Origin of the sequence: Bradyrhizobium quebecense (genome assembly GCF_013373795.3) — a bacterium.
Classification (GTDB): domain Bacteria; phylum Pseudomonadota; class Alphaproteobacteria; order Rhizobiales; family Xanthobacteraceae; genus Bradyrhizobium; species Bradyrhizobium quebecense.
Genome location: NZ_CP088022.1, coordinates 3,953,879 through 3,967,716, shown reverse-complemented (window position 1 = coordinate 3,967,716; position 13,838 = coordinate 3,953,879). Strand labels below are relative to the sequence as shown.

15 protein-coding genes are annotated in these 13,838 nt (G+C 65.0%); 9 read left to right on the top strand and 6 right to left on the bottom strand.

Translation table 11 applies throughout. The features are described 5' to 3' along the window. Positions 1-2 precede the first annotated feature (2 nt). Together HU230_RS19305 and cynS are read left to right on the top strand one after the other, a co-directional pair. Positions 3-920: an ABC transporter ATP-binding protein gene (locus HU230_RS19305; protein WP_176530303.1), complete on the top strand. Its 918-nt coding sequence runs from the start codon at positions 3-5 to the stop codon at positions 918-920. A gap of 20 nt (positions 921-940) precedes the next feature. After that, positions 941-1,429: a cyanase gene (gene cynS / locus HU230_RS19300; RefSeq protein WP_092115321.1), complete on the top strand. Its 489-nt coding sequence runs from the start codon at positions 941-943 to the stop codon at positions 1,427-1,429. Positions 1,430-1,485: 56 nt separating this feature from the next. Here cynS and purB read toward each other — a convergent pair whose 3' ends face one another. Together purB and HU230_RS19290 are read right to left on the bottom strand one after the other, a co-directional pair. After that, positions 1,486-2,916 (bottom strand): adenylosuccinate lyase, encoded by a 1,431-nt coding sequence (purB, locus tag HU230_RS19295; protein WP_176530304.1) that lies wholly within the window; start codon positions 2,914-2,916, stop codon positions 1,486-1,488. Positions 2,917-3,134: 218 nt separating this feature from the next. Then, positions 3,135-3,959 carry an isocitrate lyase/PEP mutase family protein gene (locus HU230_RS19290; RefSeq protein WP_176530305.1) on the bottom strand — a complete coding sequence of 275 codons (825 nt, stop codon included), beginning with the start codon at positions 3,957-3,959 and terminating at the stop codon, positions 3,135-3,137. A 113-nt stretch (positions 3,960-4,072) separates the two neighbouring features. On the opposite strand from HU230_RS19290, the gene HU230_RS19285 reads away from it, so the two are divergent. Beyond that, positions 4,073-5,017 carry a LysR family transcriptional regulator gene (locus HU230_RS19285; RefSeq protein WP_176530306.1) on the top strand — a complete coding sequence of 315 codons (945 nt, stop codon included), beginning with the start codon at positions 4,073-4,075 and terminating at the stop codon, positions 5,015-5,017. A 34-nt stretch (positions 5,018-5,051) separates the two neighbouring features. On the opposite strand, the gene HU230_RS19280 is transcribed toward HU230_RS19285, so the two are convergent. After that, on the bottom strand, positions 5,052-5,375 hold the full coding sequence (locus tag HU230_RS19280) for a DUF1476 domain-containing protein (protein WP_176530307.1): 324 nt from the start codon (positions 5,373-5,375) through the stop codon (positions 5,052-5,054). Between the two features lie 347 nt (positions 5,376-5,722). Between HU230_RS19280 and purC the strand changes: the two genes are divergently transcribed. From purC to HU230_RS19255, 5 genes are all read left to right on the top strand, one after another. Beyond that, the gene (gene purC / locus HU230_RS19275; protein ID WP_016843454.1) at positions 5,723-6,490 is read left to right on the top strand and encodes a phosphoribosylaminoimidazolesuccinocarboxamide synthase; all 768 of its coding nucleotides are present in this window, start codon (positions 5,723-5,725) and stop codon (positions 6,488-6,490) included. 15 nt (positions 6,491-6,505) lie between these two features. After that, positions 6,506-6,748: a phosphoribosylformylglycinamidine synthase subunit PurS gene (purS, locus tag HU230_RS19270; protein ID WP_176530308.1), complete on the top strand. Its 243-nt coding sequence runs from the start codon at positions 6,506-6,508 to the stop codon at positions 6,746-6,748. 69 nt (positions 6,749-6,817) lie between these two features. After that, entirely contained in the window at positions 6,818-7,342 is a 525-nt protein-coding gene (locus tag HU230_RS19265) for a hypothetical protein (protein WP_224924494.1), read from the top strand. 4 nt (positions 7,343-7,346) lie between these two features. Beyond that, complete coding sequence (gene purQ, locus HU230_RS19260; protein WP_176530309.1) at positions 7,347-8,048, top strand: phosphoribosylformylglycinamidine synthase subunit PurQ; 702 nt, start codon at positions 7,347-7,349, stop codon at positions 8,046-8,048. 5 nt (positions 8,049-8,053) lie between these two features. Next, on the top strand, positions 8,054-9,034 hold the full coding sequence (locus HU230_RS19255; RefSeq protein WP_176530310.1) for a tripartite tricarboxylate transporter substrate-binding protein: 981 nt from the start codon (positions 8,054-8,056) through the stop codon (positions 9,032-9,034). An 8-nt stretch (positions 9,035-9,042) separates the two neighbouring features. Here HU230_RS19255 and HU230_RS19250 read toward each other — a convergent pair whose 3' ends face one another. Both HU230_RS19250 and HU230_RS19245 read right to left on the bottom strand, forming a co-directional pair. Continuing rightward, complete coding sequence (locus tag HU230_RS19250; protein WP_210284210.1) at positions 9,043-10,023, bottom strand: DMT family transporter; 981 nt, start codon at positions 10,021-10,023, stop codon at positions 9,043-9,045. 146 nt (positions 10,024-10,169) lie between these two features. Continuing rightward, positions 10,170-10,532 (bottom strand): winged helix-turn-helix transcriptional regulator, encoded by a 363-nt coding sequence (locus HU230_RS19245; protein WP_176530311.1) that lies wholly within the window; start codon positions 10,530-10,532, stop codon positions 10,170-10,172. 106 nt (positions 10,533-10,638) lie between these two features. On the opposite strand from HU230_RS19245, the gene HU230_RS19240 reads away from it, so the two are divergent. Next, the gene (locus tag HU230_RS19240; protein ID WP_176530312.1) at positions 10,639-11,352 is read left to right on the top strand and encodes a glutathione S-transferase family protein; all 714 of its coding nucleotides are present in this window, start codon (positions 10,639-10,641) and stop codon (positions 11,350-11,352) included. A gap of 73 nt (positions 11,353-11,425) precedes the next feature. Here HU230_RS19240 and HU230_RS19235 read toward each other — a convergent pair whose 3' ends face one another. Next, on the bottom strand, positions 11,426-13,654 hold the full coding sequence (locus tag HU230_RS19235) for an alkaline phosphatase family protein (protein WP_176530313.1): 2,229 nt from the start codon (positions 13,652-13,654) through the stop codon (positions 11,426-11,428). Positions 13,655-13,838: the final 184 nt, after the last annotated feature.

Below are 13,838 nucleotides of genomic sequence, written 5' to 3'. Positions count from 1 at the left end.
CGATGACCGACAAGTTCATCTCCATCGAGGGAATCGCCCGGCGTTATCCCGGCGCTGGCGGCGGCACCACCACCACCACTGTGTTCGAGGACTTCTGGCTGTCGATGACGCGCGGCGAGTTCGGCTGCGTGATCGGCCATTCCGGCTGCGGCAAGACCACGGTGCTGAACATCCTCGCCGGACTCGACGAGCCGAGCGGGGGGACTGTCATCGTCGATGGCCAGGGCGTCGAGGGCACCAGCCTCGACCGCGCCGTGATCTTCCAGAGCCATGCGCTGCTGCCGTGGCGCACGGTGCTCGGCAATGTCGGCTATGCCGTGAGCTCGAAATGGCGCAAATGGGACCGCGCCCGGGTCAGGGCCCACGCGCAGAAATTCATCGATCTCGTCGGGCTGACCGGCTCCGAGCACAAGCATCCGTCGGAGCTGTCGGGCGGCATGAAGCAGCGCGTCGGCATTGCGCGGGCGCTGTCGATCACGCCGAAGATCATGCTGATGGACGAGCCGTTCTCGGCGCTGGACGCGCTGACCCGCGGCACGCTGCAGGACGAGGTGCGGCGCATCTGCCTGGAGACCGGGCAGACCACCTTCATGATCACCCACGACGTGGATGAGGCGATCTTCCTCGCCGACAAGATCTTCCTGATGACCAACGGGCCCGGCGCGGTGCTGGCCGAGATCGTCGAGAACCCGCTGCCGAAGGAGCGCGGCCGCATCGACCTGCACCGTCATCCCTATTACTATGCGCTGCGCAACCATATCGTCGATTTCCTGGTCAGCCGCAGCAAGAGCTTTGCCGCTGAGGTGACCGATCACGATCCGCGCCACGTGCCGACGGTGCGGCCCGGTGTCGGCGAGCCGGTGATCGTCTCGCCGCCGCGCGTCGTTGAACCCAATCCCGCGCAGAGCGTTGCGCGCTGAAGCCTGAGGAGGAAACCCCCATGAAACGCGAAGACCTCACCGAGAAGCTGCTCGACATCAAGCGCGAGAAGGGCTGGAGCTGGAAGCATATCTGCGAGAAGATCGGAGGGTATTCCGAAGTGCTGATCGTGGGCGCGATCCTCGGCCAGATGAAGCTGACCAAGCCGCAGGCGGCCAATGCCGGCGAGCTGTTCGGGTTGTCGAAGGCCGAGACCGCCATGCTCAACGAGGTGCCGATGCGCGGCGCCGGCACGCCGATGCCGCCGACCGATCCGCTGATCTACCGCTTCTACGAGATGGTGATGGTGAACGGCCCGGCGTGGAAGGCGCTGATCGAGGAGGAGTTCGGCGACGGCATCATGTCGGCGATCGACTTCGACATGGCGATGGAGCGTGTCGCCAATCCGAAGGGCGACCGCGTCAAGATCACCATGAGCGGCAAGTTCCTGCCGTACAAATATTACGGCGCCAGCGGCAACGTGCCGGAATACGGCTTCAAGGAAGAGTGAGACAGCGCGAATGGCGAGTAGCGAATGGAATCGCTACTCGCCCGTAGCGAATGACCTCACAGAATCGTGCCCGGCGCGTAGCTCGCGGCTTCCGGCTTGGCGCGGGCGAGCGCATCGACCTGCTGGGCGAAATAATCGACCTGGGCGCCGGCGTCGCCAGAGTTGGCGCGACCTTGCGCGAGCACGAGCTGCAATTCGGCTTCGCTCAAGCCAAGCCGTTGATCGGCGGCCAGACGCTGCAGCAGATCGTTCTGCACGATCTTGCCGGTGCGAAGGTCGCCAATGGCGGCGACGGCGTGCTCCTTGATCGCCTCGTGGGCGCCTTCACGGCCGGCGCCCTTCTTGACCGCTTCCATCATGACAGTGGTGGTCAGCAGGAAGGGCAGGTAGCGGTTGAGCTCGGTCTCGACGACGGCTTCGAACACCTCCATCTGATCGAGCACGGTGAGCAAGGTCTCGAGCAGGCCGTCGGTGGCGAGGAAGGCATCGGGCAGCATGACGCGGCGCACGACGGAGCAGGAGACGTCACCCTCGTTCCACTGATCGCCGGCGAGCCCGGCGGCCATCGCGAGATAGCCCTTCAGGATCACATGCAGGCCATTGATGCGCTCGCAGGAGCGGCTGTTCATCTTGTGCGGCATGGCCGAGGAACCGACCTGGCCCTTGGCAAAGCCTTCGCTGGCGAGTTCATGGCCCGCCATCAGGCGGATGGTCTTGGCGAAGTTGCCGGGACCGCTGGCGAGCTCGGTGAGCACGCTGACCGCACGGAAGTCGAGGCTGCGCGGATACACCTGGCCGACGGCGTCGAGCGCTTTCGGCAGGCCGAGGTGAACGAGGATGCGTTCCTCGAGCGCGCGCGCCTTGCCGGCATCGCCATTGAACAGGGTGATCTGGTCGAGACGCGTGCCCACTGCGCCTTTCAGGCCGCGCGCGGGGTAGGTCTGCAGCACATTGACCAGGTTCTGATGCGCCAGCAGCATCTCCTCGCCTGACATGGCGATGCGCTTGCCGAGCGTCGTGACTTGCGCGGCCACGTTGTGGGTGCGTGCGGTGAACGGGATGTCGCGCAACTGCTGGGCGCGCTTCGCAAACCGAACCAGCGCGGCGATGCTCTTGGTCTCGACCAGCTGCAACGCGCGGTAGACCTGCAATTGCTCCACGTTCTCCGTGAGGTCGCGGCTGGTCATGCCCTTGTGCAAGTGCTCATGGCCGGCCAGATCGCAGAACTCCTCGATGCGCGCCTTGACGTCGTGGCGGGTGACGCGCTCCCGCTGCATGATGGAGGCCAGATTGATCTGGTCCTTCACGCGCTCGTAGCTTTCGATCACGCCGTCCGGAACCGGAATCCCGAGATCGCGCTGGCCCTTCAGTACGGCGATCCAGTAGTCGCGTTCGAGGCGAACCTTGCCCTCGCCACTCCAGATGGCGCGCATGGCGGGTGAGGCATAACGTTCAGCGAGAACGTTGGAAATGTGATCCTGGGACATGATCCCGCTCTCTTGGCATTGCCTGAGGCTGCCTGCAAGTCGCGACCTGTCATGAATCGTCAGGTCTGATAGCGCCTTGGCCGGACTTGCGGTGTTGGCGCTACCATACCAGATCCTTGCAGCCGCCGCCCCCTGGCGATCCGGGGCGGCGCCGCCATGCCGCGCGGGGGGCCAACGGCTCGTCGCCAGCGCCCCTGCGATGACCGTCGGCGGTTAGGTCATGCCTGACCAGCTGCAAACATATCCCTTATCGCCTTCACCGGCGCCATGTCGCGCACGAAACTGAACGTGCCCTGATCCTTCATCTCGCGGGCGCAGCGCAGGAACGCGGCCAGCGCGTGCCGCTCCATCGCGCCACCGACGCTGATGCGCTTGACGCCGGCGGCGGAGAGCTGTTCGACCGTCAAGGTCGGATCGGCAAAGCCCATCACGAGATTGAACGGCCGCTTCACGGCCGAGACCACCGTCTTGATGGTGCCGATGTCATACAGACCCGGCGAATACAGCACGTCGGCGCCGGCGGCCTCGAACGCCTGCAGCCGCTTGATTGTATCGTCGAGATCCTTGCGGCCGTACAGGAAGTTCTCCGCGCGCGCGGTCAGCGTGAATGGGAATGGGAGCGCCCGCGCGGCTTCGACGGCGGCCTGGACCCGCTCGACCGCTAGCGAGAAGTCGTAGATCGGATGCTGCGGATTGCCGGTCGAATCCTCGATCGAGCCGCCGACGACGCCGGCTTCGGCGGCCCGGGTGATCGCCTGTGCCGCGGTCCTCGGATCATCCGCGCCGCAATTCTCCAGATCGGCATTGACGGGCAGGTCGGTGGCCGCGGCGATCACCCGACAGTTCTCGATGATGGCATCGAGGCTGACGGTTGCGCTGCCGAGCGTGTTGGCGAGCCCGAGGCTCGTGGTCGCGAGCGCCTCGAAACCCATCGCCGCGAGCAGCTTCGCCGTGCCGGCATCCCAGGGATTCGGGATGATGAAGGCGCCGGGGCGCTGATGGAGCTCGCGAAACCGTGCTGCCTTGTCTGCCTGGGTGCGCATGTGAACTCCTGATGATTGGAAAAAGCGACTGGCTCAAGCGATAGGGCGGTTTCGGCCATCAGACAAATTTGTTATTTCTCTCGATATCATCAGCTTTTTGCATGAGGTGAGGGATGGACAGCGACGCACTCAACACGTTCCTGGTGGTGCATCGCCGCGGCGGAATCTCGAACGCCGCGAAGGCGCTGCATCGGTCGCAGCCGGCGATCTCCAGGCGCATCGCGCTGCTCGAGCAGGAGCTCGGCGTGCCGTTGTTCGAGCGGATCGCGGGCAAGACGAGATTGAGCGATGCGGGGCGGGTGATGGTGCCCTATGCCGAACGGGCGGTGGCGGCAGCGCAGGATGCCGAGAATGCGGTGCGCGCGCTGCTGCGCGACAATTCCGGTCCGGTGGCGCTGGCGGTGACGGGCACGCTTGCGGGCGAGCGGCTGTCGAAAGTGCTGAAGCGCTTTGCCCGCCGGCATCCTGATGTCGCGCTGACGCTGCGCACCGCGACCAGTGCCGAGGTCAGCGATCTGATTCGGCGCGGCGAGGCGACGATCGGGCTGCGTTACGACCGCGACCGCTCGGGCGATCTCGATTGCGAGGTGCTGTTCGCCGAGCCGCTCGGGGTCGTCTGCGCGCCGGACCATCCGCTGGCGGGACGCCGGGTCGGCAGACTTGCCGATCTCAGGGACGAGCGCTGGATCGCCTTTCCCGAGGTGCCCGGACGGCGCGAGATCACCGCCTCGCACGTGTTCGCCCTGTTCCTGACGCACGGGCTCGGCGAGGTCGACTGGACGCCGGTCGACAGCCTCACGGCGCAGAAGCGGCTGGTCGAGGCCGGGCTCGGGATCGCGCTGCTGTCACGAAGCAATGCGGCGGAGGAGCTGCGTGCCTCCTCGATCGCGACGATTCGTGTCGGCAATCTCACCGCAAGTCATGAGGTCGTCGCGGTGACGCGGCATGGCGGCTTCCTCAGCGCCGCGTCGCGGCGCTTGCTCGAGATCATCCGGGCCGACTTTACCAAAGCGAGGGGCACAAACACGTCGCGCCGGAACGGTGTCCGGCGCGCGTAAAAAGTCGAATTGGAGCTCAGGCGGCGCGAGAAACTTAGGTTCCCGCCTTCACCTGCGCCGCGGCCACGGCCAGCAGTTCGTCCATCTTGGCGCGAACGTCGTGCTCGGTGACGGCCTGGCCCTTGGCGGTGAGGTCCTTCAGAACCTTGTGCAGCACGTCATTGTCACCGGCTTCCTCGAAATCGGCGGCCACCACTTCCTTGGCATAGGCGTTGGCGGCATCACCCGAGATGCCGAGCTTCTCGGCGGCCCACAGGCCGAGCAGCTTGTTCCGGCGCGCTTCGGCCTTGAACTTCTGCTCCTCGTCGAGGGCGAACTTCTTCTCGAAACCTTCCTCGCGCTTGTTGAATTCGTTCATGCCGAAGTTCCAATTCCCTGCTGAATGCGGGCCGATGCTCGTTGCGGCAGCCCCGATGCCTGCTTAGATAAGTGGGAGGAATCGGCAAGACAACGAGCCGTTAAGCCGCAGGCAAAACAGGCGGAATCGGGCCTTTTTGATAGGGTGGTATAAGTGCCCCGATGGGGGCACTATCGATTGTGCTGGATGGGCCAATCGGATAGGTTGCCAATAGGTATGGTTCTTGTTCTGTTTCCAATTGGATTGCCCAGGTTCCAGGCCTCCGCGGCAGCTCCGTCGTGGGTCGTAACCCCAAGTCATCCGGAGCACCCAAATCCATGGATTTCAACAAAACACGGTACATCCCAATGAGCCGTCGACGCCGTATTTATGAAGGCAAGGCCAAGGTGCTTTACGAAGGCCCCGAGCCGGGAACCCTGATCCAGCACTTCAAGGACGACGCGACCGCGTTCAACGCGAAGAAACACCAGGTGATCGAGGGCAAGGGCGTCCTCAACAACCGGATTTCGGAGTACCTGTTTCAGCACCTCAACGACATCGGGGTGCCGACCCACTTCATCCGCCGCCTCAACATGCGCGAGCAGCTGATTCGCGAGGTCGAGATCGTGCCGCTCGAGGTGGTGGTGCGGAACGTCGCCGCCGGCTCGCTGTCGCAGCGGCTCGGGATCGAGGAGGGTACCCAGCTGCCGCGCTCGATCATCGAGTTCTATTACAAGAACGACCAGCTCAACGACCCCATGGTGTCGGAAGAGCACATCACTGCCTTCGGCTGGGCCACGCCGCAGGAGATCGACGACATCATGGCGCTCGCCATCCGCGTCAACGACTTCCTGACCGGTCTCTTCCTCGGCATCGGCATCCGCCTCGTCGACTTCAAGATGGAGTGCGGGCGGCTGTTCGAGAACGAGATGATGCGGATCATCGTCGCCGACGAGATCTCGCCGGACTCCTGCCGGCTGTGGGACATCAAGTCGAACGAGAAGCTCGACAAGGACCGTTTCCGCCGGGATCTGGGTGGCCTGCTTGAGGCCTACACCGAGGTCGCGAAGCGGCTCGGCATTCTGATCGAGAACGAGCGGCCGGCCGGCAGCGGCCCGGTGCTGGTGAAGAGCTAAGCTTAAGGGGCGACCGTGAAGGCACGTGTAACAGTGACATTGAAGTCGGGCATCCTCGATCCGCAGGGCAAGGCGATCGAGGGGGCGCTGAAATCGCTCGGCGTCGACGGCGTCGCCAGCGTTCGCCAGGGCAAGGTGTTCGACATCGAGCTCGCCGCGACCGACAAGACCAAGGCGGAGGCGGTGCTCAAGGCCGCCGCCGACAAGCTGCTGGCCAATACCGTGATCGAGAACTACCGGGTCGAGGTTCTGAGCTAGCGAGCGCGCCAAATGATAACAGCCGCTCCCGCCGCTGCTCGCCGTGACCGAATCTTCGTCGGAGCGCTCTTGGTCGGCCTGCTGACCGCAGCTGGAATCGGCGGGGCCTCGGCTCAGCCGGTACCGGCAGCGCCTGCCGCGACGACGCAGCCGCCGCCGTTCACGGTCAGCGGATGGAGCTACGAGCGCCGCGGCTCCGATGTGCATATGTTCCGCTGCGCGCAATCGTCCTGCGGGGCGGGCTCCAAGGTCAGCTACCGGTATTATACCGGCGGAAAACAGATGACGCTCGACCAGTTCCGCGAGGGGCAGGAGCAGATCATCAAGGCGCTGGAGCAGCGGACGCCGGGGCAGCACATTACGCTGCTCGGCGTTGATGGCGATAAGGGCACCGCGGGGCCGCGCATGTTCAAGGCACGGCGCCTGACCGTGACAGCCAACGGCGCGAGCGAGTATCAAGTCAGCGGCTTGCTGCTTGCCGGACAAGGCTCCGCCAGCCTGATCAGCTCGGCGCGTGACGAAAAGGCCAGCAACGACAATTACGCGAAGTTTGCCGCCGCAGTTAAGCTCGTGCTGGCACCCAAAACCAGGTGATGCAATGAAATCAGTCGTCCTCGTCTTCCCCGGCATCAATCGCGAGCGCGACATGGCGCGCGCGCTCAAGCTTGCATCCGGCAATGAGACCGCGATGGTCTGGCACGCCGAGACGGCGCTGCCCAAAGGCACCGACCTCGTGGTGGTGCCCGGCGGCTTCTCCTATGGCGACTATCTGCGCTGCGGCGCGATCGCGGCCCGCGCGCCCGTGATGGACGCGGTGCGCGACTTCGCAGCCTCGGGCGGGCTGGTGCTTGGCGTCTGCAACGGTTTTCAGATCCTCTGCGAATCCGGGCTGTTGCCGGGCGTGCTGATGCGCAATGCCGGGCTGAAATTCGTCTGCCGCGACGTGCATATGCGCATCGAGCGCTCCGACACGCCGTTTACCCGCGGCTACAATGCCGGCCAGGTGATCCGCGTGCCGGTCGCCCATGGCGAAGGCAATTACGAGGCGGACGAGGAGACGCTGAAGCGGCTCGAGGGCGACGGGCGGGTGCTCTATCGGTACTGCTCCGCCGAGGGCGTGGTCGACGAGACCTCGAACTTCAACGGCGCCGCGCATTCGATCGCCGGCATCGTCAACGAGCGCGGCAACGTGCTCGGCATGATGCCGCATCCGGAAAACCACGTCGAAGAGATCATGGGCTGCACCGACGGCAGCGGCCTGTTCGCAGGCCTGGCCCAGCAGTTCGAAAAAGCGGCGTAACCATTATGTTTGGAAGGTGCTTAACCGCAGCGGCAGCCGCATTGCTGCTGCTTGCGACGGTCGCGCACGCCCAAGAAACCTCGAAGCTGGACTTCCCGAAGCGTCCGATCACGATGATCGTGCCGTTCACGGCCGGCGGCACCTCCGACGTCATTGCCCGCGCGGTCGCCGACCAGATGAGCGCGGCGCTCGGCCAGACCATCATCATCGAGAATGTCGGCGGCGCCGGCGGCTCGACCGCGCTGACCCGCGCCGCACGCGCCGAGCCGGACGGCTACACGATCGCGATCGGCAACGCCGGCACCAATGCCGCGACCTACACGATCTATCCGAAGCTGTCGTTCACGCCCGACTCCTTCGCGCCGATCGCCGTGGTCGCCAAGACCTTCGGCATCGTCGCGCTGCGCAAGGATTTTCCGGCCAAGGATCTCAAGGAATTCATCGACTACGCGAAGAAGAATCCGGGCAAGGTCAATCTCGGCCATGCCGGCGTCGGCTCGTCGAACTATTTGATCTGCAAGAGCTTCGTGCATGCCGCCGGGATCGACGTGCAGCTAGTCGGCTATCGCGGCGCGGCGCTCGCGCTGACGGACGCGATCGGCAGCCAGATCGACGGCGTCTGCGATGCCGCCGCTTCGGTGTCGCAGGCGATCGACGACAAACTGGTGAAGGCGGTCGTGGTCGGCTCGACCGTGCGGCTCGCCTCGCTGCCGAATCTGCCGACCTCGGCCGAGGCCGGCCTGGCCGAGTTCGAGGCGCAGGGCTGGAACGGCCTTTTCGCGCCGAAGGGCACCCCGCCTGAGATCATCGCCAAGCTCAACGCCGCCGCGCGCACCGCAGTCGCGAGCGAGGCAGTGAAGAAGCGCTTTGTCGAGTTGTCGACCGTTGCGCCCGATGCCGATGAGCTCGCACCCGAGGTGCTGCAGCAACTCGTGACCCGCGACGTCGCGAAGTACCGCGCGCTGCTGGCGGACGACAAGAAATAGCCGGAAGGCTATCCTCGCAACCTGCCAAGCCAGCGCTTGACGGCCTCTGTGGGCACCGTCATCGCGGCGACGCCGGCCATGACAAGCAAGAGGCCGAGCGTAAGGTTCGACGGCACGGATTCCCCGAGCAGGATCACCGACAACGCGACGCCGATCGGAATCCGCAAATAGCCTTGCGCGTTCGTGGTGAGTGTGCCGAGCCGCGTCAGGCACATGTAGAACAGCATCAGGCCGAACGCGCTGGAGAAGATGCCCATCACGACGGTGGCGACCAGCGCCTGCGGCGTCGGGTGCAGCGTCCAGGGATGGTCGACGATCAGGGCGACCGGCAGCAGCACGGTGCCGCCGAACAAGAGCGAGCCGGCGGCCACCACCATGGGGTCATAGTCGGAGAGACGAAGCCCGAAGATCGTGGCGCAGGCGAACGAGATGGTGGCGAGCAGGATCGCGATCTCGGCGACAATCTCCTTGCCGAAGCCCGAGAGCGCGTCGAGGCCGATGATCGCGACCGTGCCCGCGAGGCCGAGGATCGCGCCGACGAATTTGAGCGGCGAGGCCGGCTCGTGCCGCGTGATCGCCCAGGTGATCAGGAAGGCGAAGATCGGCGTCGTCGATGCCAGCACCACGGTATTGGATGCCGGCACGTAGAGCTGCGCCCAGGTGATCACCAGGAACGGGATCGTCGAGTTGATGGTCTGCTGGAAGGCGAACAGCTTCCAGGCCTTGATGTCGGTCGGGATGCGGATGCCGCGGATCCGCAGCACCACGAGCAGGAAGGCGGCTGCGACCAGCGAGCGCGCCGAGATGAAGGTGATCGGCGGGATCGAACCGAGCCCGATCTTGGTCAGTGGATAGGTCGAGCTCCAGCAGCAGGCCAGCGCCAACAGCAGCGTATAGTCGCGCCAGCCGCGCGCACCCGGCGCGGTGGTCGAAGTGGGCGTGATCGCGGGAGCCGTCACGCCGCCCGTCTTAGCTCTTTGTTTGAGCATGATCTTTTCGGAAGACCGCTTCACACTTTTCCGGATCATGCTCTGGTTGTGCTCTTCGGCACCTTGATTGGCTCCCCGCGCATCAAAACTGATACTGCGGGAGCTTACCCGAGGCCAGAGCCAAGTTGTGCGGCGTTTCGCGTCGTTCAGTCACGCACCACGGTCTTCGAAACGGCCGGTTCGTTGCTAGCGACACCGGCATCCAACGCTGTTTCCCACCATTCACCCAGAGCGTCGATCAGCGGCACGAGCCGGTGGCCGGCCGGCGTGAGCTGGTATTCGACGCGCAGCGGATAGCCTTCGAATTCGGTGCGCTCGACGATGCCGGCGTCCTCCAGCTTGCGAAGCTCCAGGGTCAGCATCTTGTGCGAGATGGTCGGGTTGTCGCGACGCAGGTCGCTGAAGCGCTTGGTGCCCTGCTTCAGATAATAGATCAAGAGCGTCGGCCAGCGGCCGCTCAGGATCTGCATCACTTCCTCGATCGGGCAGCGGGAGACGAGAGATTTCATGGCGGCTCGTGGTTACAAAAAGGTGCGTAATTTACTTCACGGATGTGGCGAATAGGGTCCGGCTCCGCTGCGCAGCGTGATCGCCAGACATCACCGGAGACACATCATGGAACCTATCCTCATCTATGGCTTCCCGCTGGGAAGCTCCATGGGGCTCGTTGCAGCTCTCGAATGGCTACGCAAGCCCTATCGCCTTTGCCGCGTCGACATGCTCGGCGAAATGCGCGATCCCTCCTATGCGCGGATCAATCCGCGGCATGAGACGCCGGCCTTCGTCACAGACCAGGGCGGTGTGCTCACCGAGAACATGGCGATCGCAAGCTGGCTCGCGGCACGCGATACCGAGCGCCGCATCAGCTTCGACCCGTTGTCGCCGCAGGCCGACCGGATGCGTCAGCTGATGGCTTTCGTGAACACCGGCTTCACCGCGGCGTTCAGTCCGCTGTGGGCGGCGCTGGAGATGCAGACGCCGAATCCCGCGATGCAGTCTGCGCTGCGGCAGTGGGGGCAAGGCAATGTCGTGCAGCGGCACGACAGGCTCGAGGAGCTGATCGGCGATGCGCCGTTCCTGCTCGGTGACCACCCGACTTTGGCGGATGGGTTGCTGATCGGTGTCGCGCGCTGGCTCGATTTCCACGCCGTCGCCGGCCGCAATCGCTGGCCGAAACTGGCCGCACTCCGCGCACGGCTGGAGGCCGATCCGGCCGTGATCTACGCGACGGCGCTGGAGAAGGGCGAGAGCAGTCCGGGGTCAGGAGCCTGCGTCGGTCACATTCCGCTTGCCGAGGCGATCGTGCGTTTCGGCACGCCGCGCGCGTGATGATTCCGGGCCGCAAATCGGGGAGGCGGTGGACGCCGGCCGGCGTCCACCGCACTGAATTTGCCGAAGGATCCTAACGCAGGACCTCGCTCAGCACCTCGCCGTCGACCCGGTGCGGTGTGGTGCCGAGGAGCCGCATGATGGTCGGCGCCACGTCGATATTGCGCATGTGCCTGACCACGGTGTCCTTGCGGATCTGCGGCCCCGCGGCGATGAACGTCGCGCTCATCACGGGAAGCTCGGGGTCGTGACCGTGGGCGCCGTAGAAGTTCGGCATCGACAGCGCGGTGGTTGCCGAATTGAACGGCGCATCGCCCTGGCGCGCGACGCCGGGGTTCTGGATGCCGTCGAAATTGTAGCCGGGGGCCATCAGCGCGAACACGTCGCCATAGTCCTGGCCGACGGTCTTGCTGGTGCACTGTCCGGTACCGGCGTCGCATTGCAGCGGCCGGGTCTCGACGACGGTGAAGATGCGCTGATCCTTGAGCGAGTAGTTGAAGCGCGCATTGGGGTCAACCGCGTTCCGCACCGCGTCGGTGATCTGCGCGACCAGGGTACGATAGGTCGCCAGATCGACGGTGCCGCCGAGCTCGCGGTTCTGCAGATTGACGTAGATGTCGGCGGCCGGGCCGGAGGTGCGGATCCCGACCTTGCTGGTGTCGATACCCGCGCTGCGGAGGATGTTGGTGAGATTGACCGAGGTATGGAACGGCGCGAAGCCGTGGTCCGACACCACGATGACGTTGCTGTCGCGGCCCGCCGCGTCGGCAATCTGCTTCACTGCCTTATCCGCGGTCTGGTAGGCGAAGCGAATGTAGGATGCGTAGCGCTTGACCTTGGCAGGATCCTGGTTGGCGCCGATCGAATTCGGGTCGGTCGGGCTGGTGCCCTGGCGCGGATCGGTCAGCAGGAATTGGTGCTCGGAGCCGTCGGGCTGCTCGATATAGACCATGACGAGATCGGCGTCGGGATGGGTCTTGATCGCGCGCTCGCCGATATTGGCCTGGTAGCGCACGAAGGTCTTCACCATGTCCTCGAACATCGTCTCGATCTCGACGTCGGGGAAGTTGGTGAAGCCGGGGCTCAGCCGCTCCGGAATCCGGAAGTCGGCCTGTGGACGCCAGAACCCGATGTTGTTGTTGATGTCGTCGACGTCGGCCAGCACCGGCGTGTTGCGTGGGATGAAGTTGGCACTATAGCGGGCGAAGCGCACCACCGAGAGGTCCGGCGACAGCGCCGAGACGGAGTACGCGGCGCCGACCTTCGCCCCGCTGCCCTCGAAGAAGAACGGCGCGTTCTCGCCGCCGAACTTGACGTAGGCCGGGCCGGTCGACGGCGCGTGGAACGGTCCTGCGGTGATGCCACGGTTGGCATCGAAGAACACCAGCGTGTCGTAGTTCACCTTGCGGTCGTTGGTGGTGTCGATGGCGGCGACGCGGATCGAATATTTGACGTCGAGCGTCGAGGCGTTGGTGCAGGTCGCGGTCGCCGCCGCGGAACATGAGAACGTCTCGATCGGCGCCGAGGTCACCAGCACCGGGCTGAACGAGAAACGGCCGGCTGCCTGCAGCGCCGCGACGATGCCGGGATCGGTCGTGAAGTCGCCGCGCGACAGTGAGAAGCCCTGGGCCCCGATGCCGCCGAATGCGCCGAACGGCACCGTGAAGTCGGTCACGCGGGTCGGCTGGGCCGGCTGCACCACGGTCTTGTTGATCGAGATGTCGGCGCCGTCGCCGCCGGGCCACGTCGCGGTGATGACCTTCTTGCCCTGCTGGCGCAGCTGCACCCAGAGCGGCTGTGCCGTCGGGTGCGCGGACGGCCCGAGCGGGCTTTCGTTGTAGCCGCCGATCGGCGCCGCGAAGCCGCTGATGCTGCTGGAGATCGGGCCGACGATCGGCTCGAACGTGTTGGAAGGGATGTCGTTATGGACCGCCGTCGAACCGGTCGCGATCGCAATGTGCGAGACCGCGGTGAGCGACGGTGACGCCGTCACGTTCTGCAGTGCTACTGCGCCGCGCCGGCTGAGCCGGGCGAGGCCGCCGTCGCGCGGCAGCACGCCTTCCTCGATGAATTTCTGGATGAAATCGGGCTTGGCACCATCGAGCGAGATCATCACCACGCGCGGCTTGCGGCCATGATGCTCGCCGTCATGGTCCTGATCCTGATCGTGACCGCGGGACTCGCCGACACCGCGATCGCCATTGTCGCCGTCCTGGCCGGCACGCGCCGGAGTTGCAACGCACGCCAGCGATGCGACAAGCGACATCACCGACGTGACGGAAGCAAACGTCTTCAATTTCATGAGAATGCCCCAACCTCGCTGCGCGAATGCACAAACAGAAACCGTTCAGCAATCTTCGGGGGCTTGGCTGACGTGCATGTGACGCGCGCGCGACGACGCAACGACAGCATGTCGTCGCGTCACAGCCGGCGTGTGCATGGCTTCACGCGACAAACGCGCGTGAACACAACGCGCTAGCGCTGTG